At 69.4% G+C, this 19,757-nt stretch carries 18 protein-coding genes; 9 read left to right on the top strand and 9 right to left on the bottom strand.

Annotated elements, in window-relative coordinates:
- Positions 1-156: 156 nt before the first annotated feature.
- Positions 157-339 carry a twin-arginine translocase TatA/TatE family subunit gene (locus tag ACSVC7_RS11515; RefSeq protein ID WP_448204631.1) on the top strand — a complete coding sequence of 61 codons (183 nt, stop codon included), beginning with the start codon at positions 157-159 and terminating at the stop codon, positions 337-339.
- A gap of 299 nt (positions 340-638) precedes the next feature.
- Here ACSVC7_RS11515 and clpB read toward each other — a convergent pair whose 3' ends face one another.
- On the bottom strand, positions 639-3,311 hold the full coding sequence (clpB, locus tag ACSVC7_RS11510) for an ATP-dependent chaperone ClpB (protein ID WP_448204632.1): 2,673 nt from the start codon (positions 3,309-3,311) through the stop codon (positions 639-641).
- A gap of 466 nt (positions 3,312-3,777) precedes the next feature.
- Between clpB and ACSVC7_RS11505 the strand changes: the two genes are divergently transcribed.
- Positions 3,778-5,610, top strand: coding sequence for a putative bifunctional diguanylate cyclase/phosphodiesterase (locus ACSVC7_RS11505; RefSeq protein WP_448204633.1), 1,833 nt, complete (start codon positions 3,778-3,780; stop codon positions 5,608-5,610).
- A 53-nt stretch (positions 5,611-5,663) separates the two neighbouring features.
- Positions 5,664-6,176: a BLUF domain-containing protein gene (locus tag ACSVC7_RS11500; RefSeq protein ID WP_448204634.1), complete on the top strand. Its 513-nt coding sequence runs from the start codon at positions 5,664-5,666 to the stop codon at positions 6,174-6,176.
- Between the two features lie 53 nt (positions 6,177-6,229).
- Here the strand turns inward: ACSVC7_RS11500 and ACSVC7_RS11495 are convergent, their stop codons facing one another.
- Together ACSVC7_RS11495 and ACSVC7_RS11490 are read right to left on the bottom strand one after the other, a co-directional pair.
- Positions 6,230-7,396 carry a pyridoxal phosphate-dependent aminotransferase gene (locus tag ACSVC7_RS11495; protein ID WP_448204635.1) on the bottom strand — a complete coding sequence of 389 codons (1,167 nt, stop codon included), beginning with the start codon at positions 7,394-7,396 and terminating at the stop codon, positions 6,230-6,232.
- A 39-nt stretch (positions 7,397-7,435) separates the two neighbouring features.
- Positions 7,436-8,314: an alpha/beta fold hydrolase gene (locus tag ACSVC7_RS11490; protein ID WP_448204636.1), complete on the bottom strand. Its 879-nt coding sequence runs from the start codon at positions 8,312-8,314 to the stop codon at positions 7,436-7,438.
- 268 nt (positions 8,315-8,582) lie between these two features.
- Here ACSVC7_RS11490 and scpC point away from each other — a divergent pair, with 268 nt between their 5' ends.
- Entirely contained in the window at positions 8,583-10,091 is a 1,509-nt protein-coding gene (gene scpC / locus ACSVC7_RS11485) for a succinyl-CoA:acetate CoA-transferase ScpC (protein WP_448204637.1), read from the top strand.
- A 157-nt stretch (positions 10,092-10,248) separates the two neighbouring features.
- Here scpC and ACSVC7_RS11480 read toward each other — a convergent pair whose 3' ends face one another.
- Together ACSVC7_RS11480 and ACSVC7_RS11475 are read right to left on the bottom strand one after the other, a co-directional pair.
- Positions 10,249-10,431 (bottom strand): hypothetical protein, encoded by a 183-nt coding sequence (locus ACSVC7_RS11480; RefSeq protein ID WP_448204638.1) that lies wholly within the window; start codon positions 10,429-10,431, stop codon positions 10,249-10,251.
- Positions 10,432-10,592: 161 nt separating this feature from the next.
- Positions 10,593-10,886, bottom strand: a complete 294-nt coding sequence (locus ACSVC7_RS11475) for a hypothetical protein (RefSeq protein ID WP_448204639.1) — start codon at positions 10,884-10,886, stop codon at positions 10,593-10,595.
- 154 nt (positions 10,887-11,040) lie between these two features.
- Between ACSVC7_RS11475 and ACSVC7_RS11470 the strand changes: the two genes are divergently transcribed.
- Genes ACSVC7_RS11470 through ACSVC7_RS11455 form a run of 4 tightly spaced genes read left to right on the top strand, consistent with a single transcriptional unit; the run spans position 11,041 to position 14,538 of the window.
- Complete coding sequence (locus tag ACSVC7_RS11470; protein ID WP_448204640.1) at positions 11,041-11,826, top strand: SDR family oxidoreductase; 786 nt, start codon at positions 11,041-11,043, stop codon at positions 11,824-11,826.
- A gap of 7 nt (positions 11,827-11,833) precedes the next feature.
- Entirely contained in the window at positions 11,834-13,447 is a 1,614-nt protein-coding gene (locus tag ACSVC7_RS11465; RefSeq protein WP_448204641.1) for an alpha-amylase family glycosyl hydrolase, read from the top strand.
- Positions 13,444-13,737: a GNAT family N-acetyltransferase gene (locus tag ACSVC7_RS11460; protein WP_448204642.1), complete on the top strand. Its 294-nt coding sequence runs from the start codon at positions 13,444-13,446 to the stop codon at positions 13,735-13,737. Before ACSVC7_RS11465 ends, ACSVC7_RS11460 begins: the two co-directional genes overlap by 4 nt.
- An 18-nt stretch (positions 13,738-13,755) precedes the next feature.
- On the top strand, positions 13,756-14,538 hold the full coding sequence (locus tag ACSVC7_RS11455; RefSeq protein WP_448204684.1) for a DUF3108 domain-containing protein: 783 nt from the start codon (positions 13,756-13,758) through the stop codon (positions 14,536-14,538).
- Between the two features lie 3 nt (positions 14,539-14,541).
- On the opposite strand, the gene ACSVC7_RS11450 is transcribed toward ACSVC7_RS11455, so the two are convergent.
- From ACSVC7_RS11450 to ACSVC7_RS11440, 3 genes are all read right to left on the bottom strand, one after another.
- On the bottom strand, positions 14,542-15,081 hold the full coding sequence (locus ACSVC7_RS11450; RefSeq protein WP_448204643.1) for an RT0821/Lpp0805 family surface protein: 540 nt from the start codon (positions 15,079-15,081) through the stop codon (positions 14,542-14,544).
- Between the two features lie 105 nt (positions 15,082-15,186).
- Entirely contained in the window at positions 15,187-16,047 is an 861-nt protein-coding gene (locus ACSVC7_RS11445; protein ID WP_448204644.1) for an SMP-30/gluconolactonase/LRE family protein, read from the bottom strand.
- Positions 16,048-16,317: 270 nt separating this feature from the next.
- Complete coding sequence (locus ACSVC7_RS11440; RefSeq protein ID WP_448204645.1) at positions 16,318-16,722, bottom strand: response regulator; 405 nt, start codon at positions 16,720-16,722, stop codon at positions 16,318-16,320.
- 463 nt (positions 16,723-17,185) lie between these two features.
- Between ACSVC7_RS11440 and ACSVC7_RS11435 the strand changes: the two genes are divergently transcribed.
- Entirely contained in the window at positions 17,186-17,557 is a 372-nt protein-coding gene (locus ACSVC7_RS11435) for a c-type cytochrome (protein WP_448204646.1), read from the top strand.
- 66 nt (positions 17,558-17,623) lie between these two features.
- Here ACSVC7_RS11435 and ACSVC7_RS11430 read toward each other — a convergent pair whose 3' ends face one another.
- Positions 17,624-19,642, bottom strand: coding sequence for a methyl-accepting chemotaxis protein (locus tag ACSVC7_RS11430; RefSeq protein WP_448204647.1), 2,019 nt, complete (start codon positions 19,640-19,642; stop codon positions 17,624-17,626).
- Between the last annotated feature and the right edge of the window lie 115 nt (positions 19,643-19,757).

The following is a 19,757-nucleotide window of genomic DNA, read 5'->3' as shown; positions in this document are numbered from 1 at the left end:
ACCGGGCAGAAAAACAGGGGTGCCGGGGGGCGAAGGTCCTTCGGCACCCCTTTTTCGTGCGCCATGGGACGGTTGCGCCCGGCGGCGGGCCGCGTTTAGTGTGAAGGGCGTCCGATGCCCTCACCGGCCCGGCCCTTTTCTCCCTTGGAGACCATCATGGGTAGCTTCAGCGTCATGCATTGGGTTGTCGTTCTGCTGATCGTCCTGCTGCTGTTCGGGGCGGGCAAGCTGCCGACGGTCATGGGCGACCTCGCCAAGGGCGTCAAAGCCTTCAAGGCCGGCATGAAGGACGACGAGAACAACGAACCGCCGAAGTCCGAGCCGAAGTCTCTGTCGTAAGGACGTTCCTAAGAAAAAAGCCCTCTTCGGAGGTGCTACAGCATGTCCGGACGTTGCGACGCGGTAAGTGGCTGATGCGGCATATAAATGCCCCTCTCCCTTGAGGGGAGAGGGGTTGGGGTGAGGGTGGTTACGGGCGGTAGCCCGGAAAAGTGCCCCCACGCCCGCGTTTGTAGCCCCTGGCGGGGCTCCCCCTCATCCCAACCCTTCTCCCCCGGAGGGGAGAAGGGCTATTTGCGCCGCTTCGTCAGAGACTTACCGTTCAAAGCGGGTTTTCGATCCCGCCCAAGGCAAGGCGCTCAGTGCACCGCGGCGCTCTGCCCGGCGCTGCGCTTGCCGGTCACGGCGAAGCCCAGCGGCGGGCGTTCCGGGGCCTTGAAGCCGGTTGCGCGGTCCTCCTCGACCGGGAGGCCGTCCAGGGTCAGGCGGCCGTCCTCCACCGACAGGTGCAGGGTGGAGCGTTCCCCGACCTCGCCGTCCAGCAGGCGTTCGGCGATCGGATCCTCGACGAGGTTCTGCACCGCCCGCTTCAGCGGACGGGCGCCGAAGGCCGGATCCCATCCCAGCTCCGCAAGGCGGGCGCGGGCCGCGTCGTCGGCGGTCAGCGACAGGCCGCGTTCGGCCAGACGGTCGTTCACGCGGGCCAGCTGGATGTCCACGATGCTGGCCATCTGCTCGCGTCCCAGCCGGCGGAAGATCAGCACGTCGTCCAGCCGGTTCAGGAACTCCGGCCGGAAGGCGCGGCGCACCGCGTCCATCACCTCCACCCGCGCACCCTCCAGGCCGTCGTCCTCGCCCAGCGCGGACAGGGCGTCCGCCCCCAGGTTGGACGTCATGATCAGGATGGCGTGGCGGAAGTCCGCCGTCCGTCCCTGCCCGTCGGTCAGCCGCCCGTCGTCGAGCGCCTGGAGCAGGACGTTCAGCACGTCCGGATGCGCCTTCTCGACCTCGTCCAGCAGCACGACCTGATAGGGCCGGCGCCGGATCTTCTCGGCCAGCGTGCCGCCGTCGTCATAGCCGACATAGCCCGGCGGGGAGCCGATCATGCGGGCGACCGCGTGCTTCTCCATGAACTCCGACATGTCGACGCGGGTGACCGCGTTCTCGTCGTCGAACAGGAAGGAGGCCAGCGCCTTCGCCAGCTCCGTCTTGCCGACGCCGGTCGGGCCGAGGAACAGGAAGGAGCCGGTCGGCCGGTTCGGGTCCTTCAGGCCGGCGCGCGCCCGGCGCACCGCCTTGGACACGGCGCGCACCGCCTCCGCCTGACCGACCACGCGTTCGGCCAGCTTGTCCTCCATGCCCTTCAGCCGCTGCCGCTCGCCTTCCAGCATGCGGTCCACGGGGATGCCGGTCCAGCGGGTGACCACGGCGGCGATGTCCTTGGCGGTGACCTCATCCCGCTCCGTGCTGGCGCGGGATTCCGCCTCGGCCAGACGTTTTTCCAGGTCGGGGACGACGCCGTAGGCCAACTCGCCGGCCTTGGTCCAGTCGCCGTCGCGCTGGGCGCGCTCCAGCCTGGTGCGGGCTTGGTCCAGTTCCTCCTTCAGGCGGCGGCCTTCGGTGCGGCGGGACTGGCTGGCGCGCCATTCGTCTTCCATGGCGGTCAGCTTGGCCTCGTCCACGGCCAGTTCCGATTCCAGCTTGACCAGCCGTTCCTGCGAGGCGGCGTCGGGTTCCGCCTTCAGGGCCTCGCGCTCGATCTTCAGTTGCGCGACGCGGCGTCCGACGGCGTCCAGCGCCTCCGGCTTGCTGTCGATGGCCATGCGCAGGCGGCTGGCCGCCTCGTCCACGAGGTCGATGGCCTTGTCGGGCAGGCGGCGGTCGGCGATGTAGCGCGCCGACAGCTGCACCGCCGCGACCACCGCCGCGTCGGCGATGCGCACGCCGTGATGCACCTCGTACTTGCCCTTGATACCGCGCAGGATCGACACGGCGTCCTCATTGGAGGGCTCGTCCACGTTCACCGGCTGGAAGCGGCGGGCGAGTGCGGCGTCCTTCTCGATGTACTTGCGGTACTCGTCCGGCGTGGTGGCGCCGACGCAGCGCAACTCGCCACGCGCCAGCGCCGGCTTCAGCATGTTGGCGGCGTCCATGGCACCGTCGGTGCGGCCGGCGCCGATCAGCGAGTGCAGCTCGTCGATGAACAGGATGATGCGTCCGCTGGCCGCCTGCACCTCTGCCAGCACGGCCTTCAGCCGCTCCTCGAACTCGCCGCGGAACTTGGCGCCGGCCAGCAGCGCGGTGAGGTCGAGCGCCAGCACGCGCCGGTCCTTCAGCCCCTCCGGCACATCGCCGGAGGCCAGCCGCTGGGCCAAACCCTCCACCACGGCGGTCTTGCCGACGCCAGGCTCGCCGATCAGCACGGGGTTGTTCTTGGTGCGCCGGGCCAGCACCTGGATGGTGCGCCGGATCTCGTCGTCGCGGCCGATGACCGGGTCAAGGCGGCCTTGGCGCGCCTCCTCCGTCAGGTCGCGGGCGTATTTGGCAAGCGCTTCGCCGAGCTGCGCGTCCTCCTGCTGGTCGGCCGGGTGGGTCTTGCGCAGCGTCTCGACGCTGTCGGCCAGCGCGGACGGATCGACGCCGGCGCGGGTGAACAGCGCGCGCATCGGGCCGGCCTGGGTCGCCAGGCTTTCCAGCAGGCGTTCGGGGGTGACGTAACGGTCGCCGGCACCGCGCGCGGCCTCCACAGCCCCCTGCAGCACGGTGGCGAGCGCCGGGGACATGTAGAGCGGGTGCGGGCCTTCGCCGTTCACGCGGGGAAGGCGGCCGAGGGATTCCTCGGCGGCGGTCTTCAGCAGGTCGGGGTCGCCACCGGCATCGCGCACCAGCTTGGCGGGCACGCCGTTGCCGTCCTCGACCAGAGCCTTCACGAGATGTTCGGGGTTGAGCTGCTGGTGGCGTCCGGCGAGGGCCGCCAGTTGCGCGGCCTGAATGACGCCGCGCGCGCGGTCGGTGAACAAACCGAAGTCCATAAGGCACTCCGTTATGGTTCCCGCCCTTCCAAGAGGCGCGGGAAGGCGGCGTCGGTGACCCGCACCATGCGCGGTCGCCGTCCGCCTCGACCCGAAAGATGGGCAGGGTCCTTGCCCTGATCAAGACGCTCGCGGCTGGTGCGCTACGGTGTGCACAGATCTCACAAACACGGTAAGCCGCTGGTCTAGGCCTCAAAAGCCCCTCTCCCTTGAGGGGAGAGGGGGTGGGGTGAGGGTGGCGCCGGCGCAGCCGGCCGGTTGTTTCCCGCTCTTCGAGCGGTACCGACCCCTCATCCCAACCCTTCTCCCCCAAGGGGAGAAGGGCTTGTTTGCTTGGCCCGCGCTGAACCGTCGCATAGGAATGAAAATCAAATTCAACGAAAATGCAGACAGCTTTTCCCGCTTGAGGAAGGAGCACCCTCGGCAAGCCCCAAAGGGGCACCTGGGCCGTGGGCGCCGGTGCAACATGCCTCACCCCGTTTTGGAGGCCGACCCGGACGGCATCGTCCGGGACCTCGCCGCGTCGGCGCTCAGCGCGCTCCCCGCCAGCCTGTGCCTGTTGGATGAGCGGGCGGACATCCGACTGGTCAACACCGCCTGGCGCGGCTTCGCGATGGAGGCCGGGACGATCCCCGTCCGCGAGGGCGTCAACTACCTGGACGTGTGCGACAGCTCCGCCGCCAGCGGGGACGCGGACGCGAAGCGCTTCGCCGAAGGTCTGCGCGCGGTGATGAGCGGCGCGCGCCAGCGCCATGTGCAGGAGACGCCCTGCGCGACCCCCGGCGGCATGCGCTGGTTCGTGGTGCGCGCCAACGCCTTCCGGATGCGCGGGCGGCGGTGGGTGCTCGTGCTGCACGACGACGTCACCGACCTGAAGCTGACCGAAGCGGCGCTGGAGCACGCCACCGCCGAGCTGGAACGCCGCATCGCGCAGCGCGCGGAACCTCACGACGGGCTGACCGGATTGCCGAACCGCGCGCTGCTGACGGACCGGCTGGAACAGGCGCTGGAGGACGCGCGCAACGGTCCGCAGAACAATCCGCAGAATGCCTTTTCCCTGCTGCTGGTCGATCTCGACGGGTTCGGCGTGCTGAACCGGCATTTCGGCGGCGAGATCGGCGATTCCGTGCTGCTGGAGGCGGCCCGGCGCATCGTCGCCGTGGCGCCGCCGAACAGCGTGGCCCGCGTCGGCGGTGACGAGTTCGGCGTGCTGCTCCGCCATCAGGGCGGCCCGGCGGACGCGGAAGCGCTGGCCGTGCGGATCGGCGAGCGGATGGCCGCACCCTTTCCGGTCGGGGACAGCTTCCACCGGATGAGCGCCAGCATCGGCATCGTTCATTCCCACAGCCTGACCGCGCAGGACGATCCCGGCGCGATCCTGGCCGCCGCCGACCTCGCCAAGCTTTCCGCGCAGGAGCGGGGCGGCGGGCATTGGGACGTTTTCCAGCCGGGCCACCGGGCCAGGGCCAAACGGTCCTTCGAGATGGCCGACGCGATGCGGGAAGCCGTGGGCGACGGGCGGGCGCCGGAGGGATTCTCGCTGGTCTACCAGCCGGTGGTCGATCTGGCGACCGGCCGCGTCGCGGGGTTCGAGGCGCTGATGCGCTGGACCCACCCCGTGCTCGGCTCCGTGCCGCCCGGCGACTTCATCCCGCTGGCCGAGGCGCTGGGGCTGATCTTCCCCCTGGGGGCCTGGGCCGTGCGCGAGGGCTGCGCCCAGCTGGCGCGCTGGCAGCGGGAATTCCTGGGGGAGCTCCCGGCCGGCCAGCTGCCCTTCATCAGCGTGAACGTGTCGGCGCGCCAGCTCCACGAGCCGGGCTTCGAGCAGATGATCCGCAGCACGCTGGCCGAGACGGGCGCCCCGCCGTCCGCGCTGAAGCTGGAGGTGACGGAATCCGCGATCCTGGACAACGCGCAGCGCGCGGCGGCGGTGCTGTCGGCGCTGCAAAGCGAAGGCATCCGCATCGCCATCGACGATTTCGGCACGGGCTTCTCCTGCCTGGGCTACCTGTCGCGCTTCCGGTTCGACGACCTGAAGATCGACGCCTCCTTCGTGCGGGACATGACCGGCAACGAGCGCGCCATGGCGGTGGTCAAGACCATCGTGGAGCTGGGGCGCGGGCTGGAGATGTCGATCATCGCCGAAGGGGCGGAGCATCGGACGGAGGTCGAGGCGCTCGGCCGCATCGGCTGCCCGCTGATCCAGGGCTATTTCTTCGGCCGCCCGCACCCCGTCGCGGAGGCCGAACGCTTGCTGAGGCAGGGCGTGGAAAACTGGTCGCCGGCCCTGGCGTCCTGACGATCCGCACCCCCTCCACCCCGGGAAAACCACTCGACGAAAAGGACCCTTCGATGTTGACGATCGTCTATCGCAGCGAGGCGTCCCACACGCTGGCGCCGTCCGACCTGGCCGCCTTGTGCCTGGCCTGCGCCCGCAAGAACCAAGCGCTGGGCGTCACCGGTTTCCTGCTGCACCTGGACGGGCTTTTCCTCCAGGTGCTGGAAGGGGAGCGGTCCGTGCTGGAGCCCCTGTTCAACACGATCCGGCACGACGACCGGCATCGCAAGGTGGAAGTGCTGCTGTACGAGGACAGCGTCACCAAGCCCAACTTCGCCTTCTGGTCCATGAACCTGGGGCCGCTGGACGACGAGGCGTTCCGCGCCCGCGTGATGCGCGGCGTCAACACGCGGGACGAGTTCCTGGCCCGAACCCACGACCCGGACTTCGCGCTCGACGTGCTGACCCGCGCCTATATGGAAGCCTGCGTGATGTCCGACGTGGACCCCGCGGCCCACGATCTCACCACCGGCACCATCCCCGCCTGGATCCTGCCGACCTACATGGCCCAGCAACCGGCTGCGTGAGTATCCCCTCGCCCGCCTCCGGCGGGAGAGGGCGAGGGGGTTTCAGGAAGCGCTCACAGCCCCCGCACTAACCCCGCGATGCGCTTGCAGGCTTCGGCCAGCTGCTCCTCGCTGACGGCGAAGGACAGGCGGACGCAGCCGGCGGCAGCCGGGCCGAAGGCGCCGGCGTCGAGGACCGACACGCCGGTCTCGCGGAACAGGCGCCAGGCGAACTCCATGGTCGGCAGGCCGGTGCCGGTCACGTCCACCAGCATGAACATGCCGGCCTCAGGCTTCAGGCAGCGCAGGCCGGGGATGTCGGCCAGCCATTCCAGGGCGATGTCGCGGCGGCGGCGGTAGCCCTCGCGCATCGCGGCGACGGCGGCCTCGCCCTGCTCGATCGCGGTCAGGGCGGCCTGCTGGATGAAGCCGGGCAGCCCGTAGAGCATGCACAGCGCCAGCGTCGCCATGTGGCCGACCAGCGGCGCCGGGCCGACCACCCAGCCGGCGCGCCAGCCGGTCATGGCGTGCGACTTGGACAGGCTGTTGATGGTCACCGTCCGCTCCGCCATGCCGGGCAGGGAGGCGATGCTGACGTGCGGGCGGTCGAAGGTCAGGCTGGCGTAAACCTCGTCCGTGACGACCCACAGGTCGTGCCGGCGGGCAAGCTCCGCGGCGGCCTCCAGCTCCTCCACCGACATGACGATGCCCGTGGGGTTGGCCGGGGTGGCGAGGAAGATCGCGCGGGTGCGCGGCGTGACCGCAGCGGCCAGAGCCTTCGGATCAAGCCGCAGGGTGGCGGCGTCCGGCGCCACCGGGACCAGCGTGGCGCCGGAGGCGCGGATGCAGGCCTCGTAAGTCAGGTACATCGGCTCGGGCACCAGCACCTCGTCCCCGGCCTCGACGAGGCATTGGGTGGCGTTGAACAGGCCGTTCTGGGCGCCGGCGGTGACGATGACGTTCTCCGCCTCCACGGCCATGCCGGTGCGGCGCGCGTGGTCGCGGGCGAGTGCGGCGCGCAGCTCCGGCCGGCCGGCGATGGGGGTGTAGTGGGTGTCGCCGGCCATCAGGGCGGCAATGGCGGCGTCGCGGACGGGCTCCGGCGTGTCGAAGTCGGGGTCGCCGACGCTGAGCACGATGACGTCCTCACCGCGCGCCAGGGCGGCCCAGGCGGCGAAATGGATGTCCCACGCCGCGGTGCGGTCGCCGCGGATGCGGTCGGTGAGCGAGGAGAAACGCATCTCTGGATCGTCCCTGATACCGGTTATGCCGTTGTCGTTTTATGCCGTTTTGGGCGCCGTTTCCCGCAGGAAGTCGGCGAGTTCGCGGTTCACCCGCTCCGCCTCCTCGTGCTGGACCCAGTGGCTGGCCTTCTCCATATGCACCACCCGGGCGTCGTCGCACAACGCGGCGGCGGCCTCGGCCAGCCCTTTCTCCAGAAAACGGTCGCGGTCGCCCCACAGGATCAGCGTCGGCGGGCGCACGCGGACGGTGGGCGGATGGTGGCCCCGGCGCATGGCGCGGTACCAGTTCAGCATGGCGGTCAGCGCGCCCGGCTGCGCCCAGGCCTCCCGGTAGCGGGCAAGGTCGTCGGCGTCGAAGGTGCCGCGCCGGCTGGTGTTGGTCAGCGCGTGTTCGGCCATCCGGAAGCCGCGGGCGCGGATCATCCGCTCCGGCAGAAAGGGAAGCTGGAAGGCCAGCACATAGAGGCTCCGCACCGCCTGCGTGGGGTGGCGCAACGCGTAGCCGCCCATCGTCGCGGGGTGCGGCGCGTTGAGGATCGCCAGCCGGGTGACCCGGTCCGGCGCGGTCAGCGCCACCCAGCAGGCGACCACCCCGCCCCAGTCGTGCCCGACGACCGAGAAGGTCCGGCGCCCGGCCTGGTCCGCCAGACGCAGCACGTCGGCGGCGAGCCGGTCGGTCGTGTAGGCGTCGAGGCCGCGCGGCTTGTCGCTGGCCCCGTAGCCGCGCTGGTCCGGCGCCAGCACGCGGAAGCCGGCCGCCGCCAGCGCCCCGATCTGCCGGCGCCAGCCGTACCAGAATTCCGGAAAGCCGTGCAGCAGGATGACCAGCGGGCCGTCCGGCGGACCGGCATCGATGACGTGGAGGCGGACGCCCGGCGCGACCTCCACCTTCCCGCTGCGCAGCCCCTCGGCCATGGTCCCTCCGCCGCTCCCCTGAATGCGCGTCGGCAACCTTAAACCGGGACTTGCACGGGGGCGGGCGGATGCTTCGGCGTTACCCCGCAAAGCTCTTGTGGAAACCGGGAATTATGAGTGATCGCGGTCGGCGCATCCATGCCCATTAGGACGGCCTGATATGCCGGACGGACATTTGTTGCGTCCAAAGCCCAAGTCCTATGACTGTTTATAACAAATAAGAACCAATGCACGAACGACAACGCCCGAGAAATTTCAAAGGAAACCGATGTACCGCGATCGTATTCGTCTGAAGTCGCTGTGGGGCAAGGTGGTGGCGCCGGAAGAGGCGGCGCTGCTGATCCGGGACGGCATGACCATCGGCATGAGCGGCTTCACCCGCGCGGGCGACGCCAAGGCCGTTCCCCTGGCGCTGGCCGAGCGCGCCGCGACCGAGCAGCTGAAGGTCACGCTGATGACCGGCGCCTCGCTCGGCAACGACGTGGACCGGATCCTGACGGAGGCCGGCGTGCTGGCCCGCCGCCTGCCGTTCCAGGCCGACCCGGTGCTGCGCAAGGCGATCAACCGCGGCGAGGTGATGTTCGTCGACCAGCACCTGTCGGAGACGGTGGAGCTTCTGCGCTCCCGCCAGATGGGTCCGATCGACGTCGCGGTCATCGAAGCCTGCGCCATCACGGAAAACGGCGGCATCGTCCCAACCACCTCCATCGGCAACTCCGCGACCTTCGCCATCCTGGCGGAAAAGATCATCATCGAGCTGAACCTGACCCAGCCGCTCGATCTTGAGGGGATGCACGACGTCTACATCCCGACGCGCCGCCCCTTCCGCGAGCCGATCCCGGTCGTCACCGCGGAAAGCCGCGCCGGCCTGCCCTACATCCCGATCGACCCGTCGAAGATCGCGGCCATCGTGGTCACCCGCAAGCAGGACAGCTCCGCCAGCATCCTGCCGCCGGACGACGACACGAAGAGCATCGCCGGCCACCTGATCGAGTTCCTGGACCGCGAAGTGCGCCAGGGCCGGCTTGGCCGGTCGCTGAACCCGCTCCAGGCCGGCATCGGCACCATCGCCAACGCCGTGCTGCACGGGCTGATCGACGGCCCGTTCCACGACCTGACCATGTACAGCGAGGTCCTGCAGGACAGCACCTTCGAGCTGTTCGACGCCGGCAAGCTGAATTTCGCCTCGGGCTCCTCCATCACGCTGAGCGCCGGGAAGTATGCGGAGGTCCTGCCCAAAATCGGCAGCTACAAGGGCCGCCTGCTGCTGCGCCCGCAGGAGATCTCCAACCATCCGGAGGTCATCCGCCGCCTCGGCGTGATCGGCATCAACACGGCGCTGGAGTGCGACATCTACGGCAACGTGAACTCCACGCACGTCAACGGCACGCAGATGATGAACGGCATCGGCGGTTCCGGCGACTTCGCGCGCAACAGTCACCTCGCCATCTTCGTCACCAAGTCGCTGGCGAAGGACGGGGCGATTTCCAGCGTCGTGCCGATGGTCACCCACACCGACCACAACGAGCATGACGTGGACGTGCTGGTGACCGAGGTCGGTCTCGCCGACCTGCGCGGCCTCGCCCCGCGCGAGCGCGCCGAGACTATCATCCGCAACTGCGTCCACCCCAGCTACCGCGAGCTGGCGATGGACTATCACCGCCGGGCGCTCCAGCGCGGCGGCCACACGCCGCACCTGATGGAAGAGGCCTTCTCCTGGCACCTGCGCTACCAGCAGACCGGCAGCATGCAGCCGCGGGCGCTGGCGGCGGAGTGAGTGGGGCGGGGTGGCGCTTTTGCCCCCTCCCTAACCCTCCCCCGCTTCGCGGGAGAGGGGATTAAGCTCCCTCTCCTGCGTCAGCGGGGGAGGGAAGGGGCCCATGCGAAGCATGGGAAGGGTGGGGGCAACCGCAGCCACCCCGCCCCCATCCGCATCACGCCTGGCTCACATGGCTCTCCAGGTACAGCATCAGCGACGTGTAGTAATGCTTCTGCTCCGCCGTCGCCTTCTGGCAGTAACGGCGGGCAGAACCGCTTTCAATCCAGGCATCAAGCGCCCCGGCTTCGCGCTTCTGCGCAACAAGACGGTCAAGCTTGTCAAGGATTTTGTGGATCACTTTGGTTACCTGTCCTCGCGAAGGCTGGTTGATATCTGGCGTGCGTCTTTGCGCCGCCGCGTTGTGTGTCGAAAGCATTATGCGCAAATTGTCACGGCCGAGCTGCGCGTAATCGGCATGCCTGCATGCTGCAATGCACAAAACTGAACGGCTTGAGGCCCTTACCCCTCGTCCTTCTCGTCGATGAGGTCCAGCGGCACGCCCGGCACATGGGTGCGGCTGGCGCGGGTCATCGCCTCGTCCAGATCCAAGCCGTCCGTCAGCACCGCCTCGGCGAGGTGCGGGCCGACGAGGATCACGCCGATTCCCTCATCCTCCAGGGACAGGCCGGCCGCGTTGGTCCGTCGCGCGGCATCGGCCAGCGCGTCCTCCTGCGTCCGGCCGATGCCGAGATAGGTAAAGCCGTCGCGCGCGACGACGTAGCCGCCGATCACCTCCGGGCCGGGTTCGACCATGCCGCGTCTCCTGCTTTGTCTGGTGCCGTCTTGTCTGGTCTGCCCTCAACAGCCGTCCTTTGACCAAGGTCCGGGCATCGCCCATCCTGCGGGGAACCGCTCCGCCCGCCGCCGGTTGGCTCTGCTGTCGCGTTGCAGCAGCGGAGCCAGCCTCATGGAACTGAACGGAAAAGTCGCCCTGGTCACGGGCGCCGGGTCGGGCATCGGCAAGGCCTCGGCGGTGCTGTTCGCCCGCGCCGGGGCGAGCGTCGGCGTGCTGAGCCACACCGAAGGCGAAATCCGCAAGACCGCCGAGGAGATCACCTCGGCCGGCGGCAAGGCCATCCCGCTGGTCGCCGACGTGGCCGACAGCGCGGCGATGAAGCAGGCCATCGACCGGCTGGTGCAGGAGTACGGCCGGCTCGACGTCGTCTTCGCCAACGCCGGCATCAACGGCGTCTGGGCGCCCATCGACGAGCTGATGCCGGAGGAATGGGACCGCACCATCAACACCAACCTGCGCGGCACTTACCTGACGCTGCACCACGCAGTGCCGCATCTGAAAAAGGCCGGCGGCGGGTCGGTGCTGGTCTGCGCCTCCATCAACGGGACGCGGGTGTTCAGCAACGCCGGCGCCACCGCCTATTCCTGCTCCAAGGCCGGGCAGGTCGCGATGGTGAAGATGCTGGCGCTGGAGCTTGCCAAGCACCGCATCCGCGTCAACGCCATCTGCCCCGGTATGATCGACACGGAAATCCAGGAAAACACCCAGTCCCGCAACACGGAGAAGGCCGAGGAGCCCGCCGAATACCCGAAGGGCGAGGTGCCCCTGACCGGCGGCAAGGCCGGCAGCAGCTTCGACGTGGCGGAGCTGGCGCTGTTCCTGGCGTCGGACCGTTCGAAGCACATCACCGGCACGCCCGTCTGGATCGACGGCGCCGAATCGCTGCTGATCGGCTGAACCTCCGATGGCGGGCGGATTTGCGTGGTGGCAGAGGGGGGTGGTCTATCAGGTCTACCCGCGCTCCTTTCAGGATTCGAACGGGGACGGGGTCGGCGACCTGCCGGGGCTGCTGGCGCGGCTGGACCATCTGGTGGCGCTGGGGGTGGACGCTGTGTGGATCTCCCCCATCTACCCGTCGCCGATGGCCGATTTCGGCTACGACGTGGAGGACCACACGGGCATCCACCCGCTGTTCGGGACGATGAAGGACTTCGACCGGCTGGTCGCGGCGGCGCACGAACGCGGGCTGAGGGTGATCCTGGACTATGTGCCGAACCACACCTCCGACCGGCACCCGTGGTTCCGGGCCAGCCGCTCCTCCCGCGACGATCCGAAGCGCGACTGGTACGTCTGGCGCGACCCGGCGCCGGGTGGCGGCCCGCCCAACAACTGGCTCTCGGAGTTCGGCGGCGGCGCCTGGGAGTGGGACGCGGCCACCGGCCAATACTACTACCACGCCTACCTGAAGGAGCAGCCGGACCTGAACTGGCGCAACCCGGCGGTGCGCGATGCGATGCTGGACGTGCTGCGCTTCTGGCTCGACTGCGGTGTGGACGGGTTCCGGGTGGACGCCATCCACCACCTGATCGAGGACGAACTCCTCCGCGACAACCCGCCCAACTCCGGCTGGCGGGAGGGCATGTCGCCGGCCCGGCGCGTCGTCCGCGTCCACACCATGGACCAGCCGGAGGTGCACGACGCCATCGCCGCCATGCGGCGGGTCGTGGACTCCTACCCCGGCGACCGACTTCTGATCGGGGAGGCCTACCTGCCCATCGACCAGCTGATGGCTTATTACGGGACGGATCTGTCCGGCTTCCAGCTTCCCTTCAACTTCCACCTGCTGTCCACGCCTTGGGAGGCCAAGGCGCTGGCCGCGCTGATCCAAAGCTACGAGGCGGCGCTGCCGGCGGGTGGGTGGCCGAACTGGGTGCTGGGCAACCATGACCGCTCCCGCGTGGCGAGCCGGCTGGGGGCGGGGCAGGCGCGGGTGGCCGCCATGCTTCTGCTGACCCTGCGCGGCACGCCGACGCTCTACCAGGGTGACGAGATCGGCATGACCGACGTGCCCATCCGGCCGGAGCTGGTCCAGGACCCCTGGGAAAAGAACATCCCCGGCCTGGGTCTGGGGCGCGACCCGGCGCGCACGCCGATGCCCTGGGACGGCGGCCCGAACGGCGGCTTCACCAGTGGGACGCCCTGGCTGCCGCTCGGCCCCGACCACGCGCGGGTGAACGTCGCGGCGCAGGCGGCCGACCCCGCCTCCATGCTCGCGCTGTACCGCGCCCTGCTGAACCTGCGGCGGGCGGAGCCGGCCCTGTCGGTGGGCGATTACCACCCGGTCTCGGCCGGGGACGACGTGCTCGCCTATGAGCGCAGCGACGGCAGCCGGCGCTTTCGCATCCTGCTGAACCTGGGCGGGGAGGCGCGCGTGGTGGACGCCCCGCCCGGCGATGGCCATATCCGGTTGTCCACGCATCTCGACCGCGCGGGCGAGCCGGTTACGGGCTCCATCCGCCTGCGGCCGGACGAGGGACTGGTGATCGGCCTGCAAACGAGACAAGAGGGGCGGAGATGAGCGCTGATGTGAAGAACAACGCGGCCATGAAGCGGTACGAGCTGACCGTCAACGGGGCCACCGCCTTCGTGACCTACGCGCTGAGCGAGGGGCGGATCGCCCTGCTGCACACGGAGGTTCCGGAGAGCCTGTCCGGCCAGGGCATCGGTTCCGCGCTGGCCCGCGGCGCCCTGGACGACGCGCGCGCCTCCGGCCGGAAGGTCGTGCCGCACTGCACCTTCATGGCCGGCTACATCAAGCGCCATCCGGAGTATCAGGACCTCGTGGCGGAGCCGGGCCCGGATGCGTGAGCCGCCCGCGTGAGCCGCATGCGCGCGACCGGGGCGTGGCTGCTGGCGGGTCTCGTCCTGCTCCCCGGACTGGCGCGGGCGGCGACGCTGGAGCTTGAGTTCGCCGCCTACAGCGGCGGCCTTCCGCTGGCGCGCGGCACCGTCGCGCTGACCGAGGAGGCGCCGCGCTACCACGCACGGCTCCATGCCGAGGCGAGCCCGTGGCTCAGCCTCTTCACCAACTTCCGCTACAGCGCGGAATCGCAGGGCACGCTGGACGAGGGCGCGGTGCGGCCCGACCGGTTCCGGGGCGAGCGCCGGCTGCGCCGCAAGCTGGACGTCATGGCCCTGGCTTTCCGGCCGGAGGATGTGGAAGTGCGCGCCGAACCGCCGCTCAGCCCCGACAAGGCGGCCCGCGTCCCGGCGGAGAGCCGGCGGGGCAGCGTCGATCCGCTCAGCCTGGGGGCGGCGGTGATCCTGTCGGCCAGCCGGGCCGGCGGCTGCGGCGGGCGCTACCCGGTGTTCGACGGGCGCCGGCGCTACGACGTCCTCATGAAGCCGCGCGGGCGGGAGGAGCTTCCGCCATCCCGCTACCGCATCGCGGTCGGCACCGCGGAGGTCTGCGCGATGACCATCCACCCGGTGGCCGGCTTCCAGGCCGACCGCGACCCGTCCAAGTTCTTTGTGGATGGCATCGACCGCAGCGCCACGGTCTGGTTCGGCCGCTCGGGACCGGGCGGCCGAACCGTGCCCGTCACGGTCGAGGTCCCCACCGACAGCGGCACCGTGCTGGTCCAGACGGTCGCGGTGAAGGAGGGATAGGGCTTACGGCTTCGCCGCTAGCTGCCACTGGCCGTCCTCGCCGCGGCAGGCGGTGCCGGTGGCGATTTCCTGGCGGCCGTCGATGGTCACCTTGTGCTGGAACTCCTTGCACTCGCGCCCGAACTGGTCGCGGCCGGCGCGGATCGGGGTGATGGAGCCGCGCGTGCCCGACGTGTCGGGGCTGTTCCAGCGGATCGTCTGCCCCACCGGCGCGTCGAGCGCGCGGGATTCCGCCGACTGCACCGCGTCGCGGGAGCCGGGGCTGAGCTGGTCCATCAGGTAGCCGCCCGCGAAGTAGCCGAGCAGGCCGCCCGCACCGATGGCGAGCAGGTTGCCGGTGCCCTTGCCGATCTGTGAGCCGGCCAGCGCGCCGACCGCGGCACCGCCGAGCTTGCCCAGCAGGTCGTTGTCGATGCCGAAGGTCGTGTTGGGGTTGGCGTTGCCAATGCCAGTGCCAGTGTTGGTCTGGAACTGCGCCATGGCCGGCGCGGAGACTAGGGACAGGCCGAGGCAGACGACGGAGACGAAACGGACCCGAGACACGGCGGCTACTCCCTTTGCGCGGTGGAGGCCGCATCTGACCATCACGGCGAAGCTCCCGGTTGAGGCAAAATGGCGACAACCGGAAGCTCGGCGGGAGCTTGGTCCTCAGCCGGCGAAGAAGGGCTCCGGCAGGCCCGGAACGTCGGTCTCGATGGCGAACAGCTGGCCGGCCAGCGGGTCGTCCTCCCGGCCCTGGGCGGCGGTGGTGACGTAGAGTGTCGTCAGGTTCGGCCCGCCGAAGGCGGGGCAGGTGGTGTTGGGCGTCGGCACCGTGACGACGCGGTCCACCGTCCCGTCCGGCGCGTAGCGCACCACCCGGCCGCCGCCATACTCCGCGTTCCACAGAAAGCCTTGCGAGTCCACCGTCGAACCATCCGGATTGCCGGGGCCGGGCGGCAGCCGGTGAAAGTCGCGCCGCTCGCCCAGCCGCCCCGTGGCGGGATCATAGTCGTAGGCGCGGATCACCCGTTCCGGCGTGTCGGTCATGTAGAGCGTCCGCCCGTCCGGGCTGAAGCACAGGCTGTTGGCGACCGCGACGTTGGGAATCAGCCGCTCAGCCCTATGGTCGGCATCGAGCCGCCACACGGACGAGATCGGGCGCTGCGGTTGGCCCTCGTCGGTCCCGCCCGCGATGAAGCGTCCCTGCCGGTCGCACCGCCCGTCGTTGAGGCGGGTGGACGGGATATCGGGCTCGAAGTCGTGGACCGGCTCGGTCCGTCCGCTGTCCGGGTCGTAGACCGCGAAGCCGCGCGCGAAGGCGGCGAGCAACGTGCCGTCGCGGCGCAGGGCCATGCAGCCGATGCGGTCCGGCGCCTCCCAGCTGTTGCTCGTCCCGGTGAGCGGGTCGAAGCACCACAGGCGACGGCCCTGGATGTCGGTCCAGTAGAGGCGCTGGCGCTGCACCGACCACAGCGGTCCCTCGCCGAGCGTGCATCGATGGGCAACGACGGGCCGTGCATCGGACATAGCGTTTCCCCCTTCGGGCGCTGCAGAAAGCCCTTCTCCCCTTGGGGGCTCGGAGCCGTCCGCGTAGCGGATGGGCGCCGAAGGCGACCAGAGGCGGAGAGTGGTTGGGATGAGGGGTCGTTACCGCTCGAAGAGCGGGAAAAGACCAGCCGGCTGCCACCCTCACCCCACCCCCTCTCCCCTCAAGGGAGAGGGGCCTTAAGCATCCAGATCAACCACTTGCCGTGTTTATGAGATTTGTGCATTCCGCGGCCCTTCCGGCCGGGTGGGTCAGGGCTGGGCGAAGGCCTGGTCCAGCGCGCTCTTCAACTGGGTCGCGTCGTAGGGCTTGTGCAGGAAGCCGCGGGGGCGGACGGTCCTGGCGCGCTCCATCAGGTCGGGGTCGTTGGCGCCGGACATGAAGATGCTGCCGACATCGTACCGTTCGCGCAGTTCGCGGGCGGCTTCGATTCCGTCCTGCGGGCCGGACAGGTTGATGTCCACCAACGCCAGCGACGGCCGTTCCTTCTCCGCGATGGACAACGCCTCGGTCGCCGACGCCGCGACGCCGCAGACCTCGTAATCCATGTCTTCCAACACGTCCGTCAGGTACATGGCGACGATCGATTCATCCTCCACCACGAGGACGCGAGCCGGAGCGTTCTTGCCTGCGGATGTGCTGAGCGGGTCCGTCATCTTGGCCTCCTCGTGTTTGCCGGCGTCCTTATCGGTCGGCAATGTCCCGGCCTTCGGGGAACGTCGCAGGGCGCCCCGCAACCAAATGCAGCGTAAGCACTAGCACGACGGTGTGACACGGATAAGAGGGAAAGGCCGAATAGTGCCAATGGGTTATGTCCTTCTCCCGAAGACTACCGCCAACGGGTTGGCGAAGACGCAATCTTGACGTGTGCGCGCGGGCAACATCCGTTCGTCGCGACCGACTCATAGGCAATTTCGGCAAGTTTTGGCGGAACGGAGTGGCCTGTTCGCTGTTCCGGTGCTAAATGGCTCTGCCCAAGATTGGGCGGGCGCCGTCGGCGCTGCCGGAATCCCGGTTCCGCGTGTCGCGACGACGTTTCACGGAGTTTGCCGTGCCGACCGCCGCCCCGGTGGACGGACCGGCTGGCCGATGTTGTGTTCGCAAACTGAGGGATACAGAATGAAGCGCACTTTTGCCGTGTTGGCCGTGGGTCTGTTTGTGGCGTTCCCCGGCATCGCCTCGGCGCAGGACGCCGAAGCCGGTGAGAAGGTTTTCAACCAGTGCAAGGCCTGCCACACGATCGAGGCCGGCGGCCCGAACCGCGTCGGCCCGAACCTGCACGGCGTCGTCGGCCGCAAGGCGGGCTCGCACGAGGGCTTCAACTATTCCGACGCCATGAAGAACTCGGGCAACACCTGGGATGAGGCCACCCTCGACAAGTACCTGACCGACCCGAAGGCCGCCGTCCCCGGCAACAAGATGGCCTTCGCCGGCGTGAAGAACGAGCAGGCCCGCAAGGACCTGATCGCCTTCCTGAAGAAGAACAGCTAAGCGGTCCCACCGCTTCGCGAGGACGCGCCCGTCGGCCCCGGCCGACGGGCGTTTTCTTTTGGAGGCCTACGCGGCGGCCAGCGGCTGCAATCCGGCCGTCAGGCGCTTGAAGTCGCCGGCGAAGGCCTGGGCCGACCTGGCGTCCAGATCGAACTTGATACGCAGTCCGTGGCCGTCGCCGGACACCACCGTGAAGGGCAGGCGCGTGCCGCAGCCCTGGATCTCCAGGGACCCGCGATGTCCGACCGCGGCGGCGTCCACGCCCTCGATGGTCGCCCCGCCTTCCGACAGGTTGCGCAGATGCCCGCGCAGCGATCCCGCCGCAGTGGCGACGGTGCAGGGCAGGTTGACCTGGAAGCGCGGCAGGCGGCGGCGGTCCACCTCCGGCGTGGCGGTGCGCACCGCGCGGACGAGCGTCTGGCGCAGCAGGTCGATGCCACCCGCCACGTCGGAGGCGACGCGGCGCACCTCGTCCGCGCGGTTGCCGGTTTCCACCGCTTCTTCCGACACCTGGGCGATGCGCGTGGACACCTGCTGCGCGGCGGCCGCCGTCTGGCCGACGTTGCGGGAAATCTCGCTGGTGGCGGCGCCCTGCTGATCCATGGCGGCGGCGATGCTGCCGGCCACGCCGTCGATTTCGGTGATGGTCCGCCCGATGTCCTGCACGGCCTCGACCGCGTTGGCGGTCATGCCCTGGAGTTCGGCGATCTGGCGGGAGATGTCCTCCGCCGACTTGGAGGTCTGGGTGGCGAGGTTCTTCACCTCGCTCGCCACGACGGCGAAGCCCTTGCCCGCCTCGCCGGCGCGCGCCGCCTCGATCGTGGCGTTCAGCGCCAGCAGGTTGGTCTGGGCCGCGATGTCCTGGATGAAGGTGGCGACCTCGCCGATGTGGCCGATGGCTTCCGACAGGGACAGCACGACCTCCTCGGTGCGGCGCCCGCCTTCCACCGCGCGGCGGGAGATCTGGCTGGCGAAGGACACTTGGTTGGAGATCTCGGCGATGGAGGCGGTCAGCTCGTCGGTGGCGGTCGCCACGGCCTGGGCGTTGCCCAGCGCCTGTTCCGCCGCGACGGCGACGTCCTGGGAATTGGTGGACACCGTTTCCGCCGAGTTGGCCATCGCCTGGGCGTTGCTGTCCATGGACATCGACCGCTCGGCGACGCGATCCACGGCGGCGCGGGTTTCCTGCTCCACCGTCGCGGCCATGGACTCCAGTGCGGCGATCTTGGCCTCCTCCGCCTCCCGGCGCTCGCGCTCCTGGGCGTCGCGCAGGCGCAGGTTGTCCAGGCCCTTCTGGCGGAAGCTTTCCACCGCCTGGGCCATGGCCCCGATCTCGTCCTGGCGCTCCAGGCCGGGAACCAGCGTCTCGTACTGGCCGTCGGCGATGCCGAACATGGCCGTCCGGATGCGGTCCAGCGTCTGGAACTGCCGGCGCACCACCAGCAGCATGATCAGACCCGCCGCCACGGTGATAGCGACCGCGACCTTCAGCGTGCTGCCCACCACCTCGTCCAGCACGCGCAACGCGTCGCTTTTCTTGAGGCCGACGAACAGGATGCCGATGACCTCGCCGTTCTGGTCGATCAGCGGGTCGTAGGCGGTGAAGTAGGTGGAGCCCAGGATGTCGGCCTCGCCGCGGAAGGGCTCGTGCTTCTCGAAGATGGCCGTGTAGACGGGGCCGCGCGCCAGCGTGGTGCCCACCGCCCGGCTGCCGTCGGGGTTGAGGACGTTGGTCGCCACGCGCTTGTCGCCGCGGAAGATGGTGGCGACGCCGCCGTTCACGCTGCGGATCGCGTCGACCATGACGTTCGCGCCGTCGAGCTTGTAGTCGTCGATGTAGAGGGCGCCGTCCTTGATGCGGAACTCCGACCCCTTCTGGTCGAGCAGCATGCGGAAGCTGGTGATCGCCTGCTCGCGCCGCTCCAGCGCCTCCTCGCCGATGCGGGTCTGCACGATCAGCACCGTCGCATAGGTGAGCGCGCTGGCCAGGACGACCAGCCCGAGCGTGCACAGAATGGTCAGCTTGGTGGCCAGAGACAGCTTGCGGAAGGCGTTCATCGGCGGCGTTTCCCTTTTGTCGGCCACGCATCGGACTCAACCGTTGGTGGGCGGTGGGAATTTATTGCGGTTTTTATATAAATGCGAAGGACATTCCTGCGGCGCATCGACGCAGGGGTGCGGCGGATTCGTCTTATCGCGA

The organism is Azospirillum mesophilum, from assembly GCF_053470405.2.
Note: the sequence above shows the minus strand (reverse complement) of the source record. Positions and strands in the feature narration are given on the sequence as shown.

Coding starts and splice junctions, on each gene's coding strand:
- ACSVC7_RS11515 (WP_448204631.1), top strand. CDS start 157: ATGGGTAGCTTCAGCGTCATGCATTGGGTTGTCGTTCTGCTGATCGTC.
- clpB (WP_448204632.1), bottom strand. CDS start 3,311: ATGGACTTCGGTTTGTTCACCGACCGCGCGCGCGGCGTCATTCAGGCC.
- ACSVC7_RS11505 (WP_448204633.1), top strand. CDS start 3,778: ATGCCTCACCCCGTTTTGGAGGCCGACCCGGACGGCATCGTCCGGGAC.
- ACSVC7_RS11500 (WP_448204634.1), top strand. CDS start 5,664: ATGTTGACGATCGTCTATCGCAGCGAGGCGTCCCACACGCTGGCGCCG.
- ACSVC7_RS11495 (WP_448204635.1), bottom strand. CDS start 7,396: ATGCGTTTCTCCTCGCTCACCGACCGCATCCGCGGCGACCGCACCGCG.
- ACSVC7_RS11490 (WP_448204636.1), bottom strand. CDS start 8,314: ATGGCCGAGGGGCTGCGCAGCGGGAAGGTGGAGGTCGCGCCGGGCGTC.
- scpC (WP_448204637.1), top strand. CDS start 8,583: ATGTACCGCGATCGTATTCGTCTGAAGTCGCTGTGGGGCAAGGTGGTG.
- ACSVC7_RS11475 (WP_448204639.1), bottom strand. CDS start 10,886: ATGGTCGAACCCGGCCCGGAGGTGATCGGCGGCTACGTCGTCGCGCGC.
- ACSVC7_RS11470 (WP_448204640.1), top strand. CDS start 11,041: ATGGAACTGAACGGAAAAGTCGCCCTGGTCACGGGCGCCGGGTCGGGC.
- ACSVC7_RS11465 (WP_448204641.1), top strand. CDS start 11,834: ATGGCGGGCGGATTTGCGTGGTGGCAGAGGGGGGTGGTCTATCAGGTC.
- ACSVC7_RS11460 (WP_448204642.1), top strand. CDS start 13,444: ATGAGCGCTGATGTGAAGAACAACGCGGCCATGAAGCGGTACGAGCTG.
- ACSVC7_RS11455 (WP_448204684.1), top strand. CDS start 13,756: ATGCGCGCGACCGGGGCGTGGCTGCTGGCGGGTCTCGTCCTGCTCCCC.
- ACSVC7_RS11445 (WP_448204644.1), bottom strand. CDS start 16,047: ATGTCCGATGCACGGCCCGTCGTTGCCCATCGATGCACGCTCGGCGAG.
- ACSVC7_RS11440 (WP_448204645.1), bottom strand. CDS start 16,722: ATGACGGACCCGCTCAGCACATCCGCAGGCAAGAACGCTCCGGCTCGC.
- ACSVC7_RS11435 (WP_448204646.1), top strand. CDS start 17,186: ATGAAGCGCACTTTTGCCGTGTTGGCCGTGGGTCTGTTTGTGGCGTTC.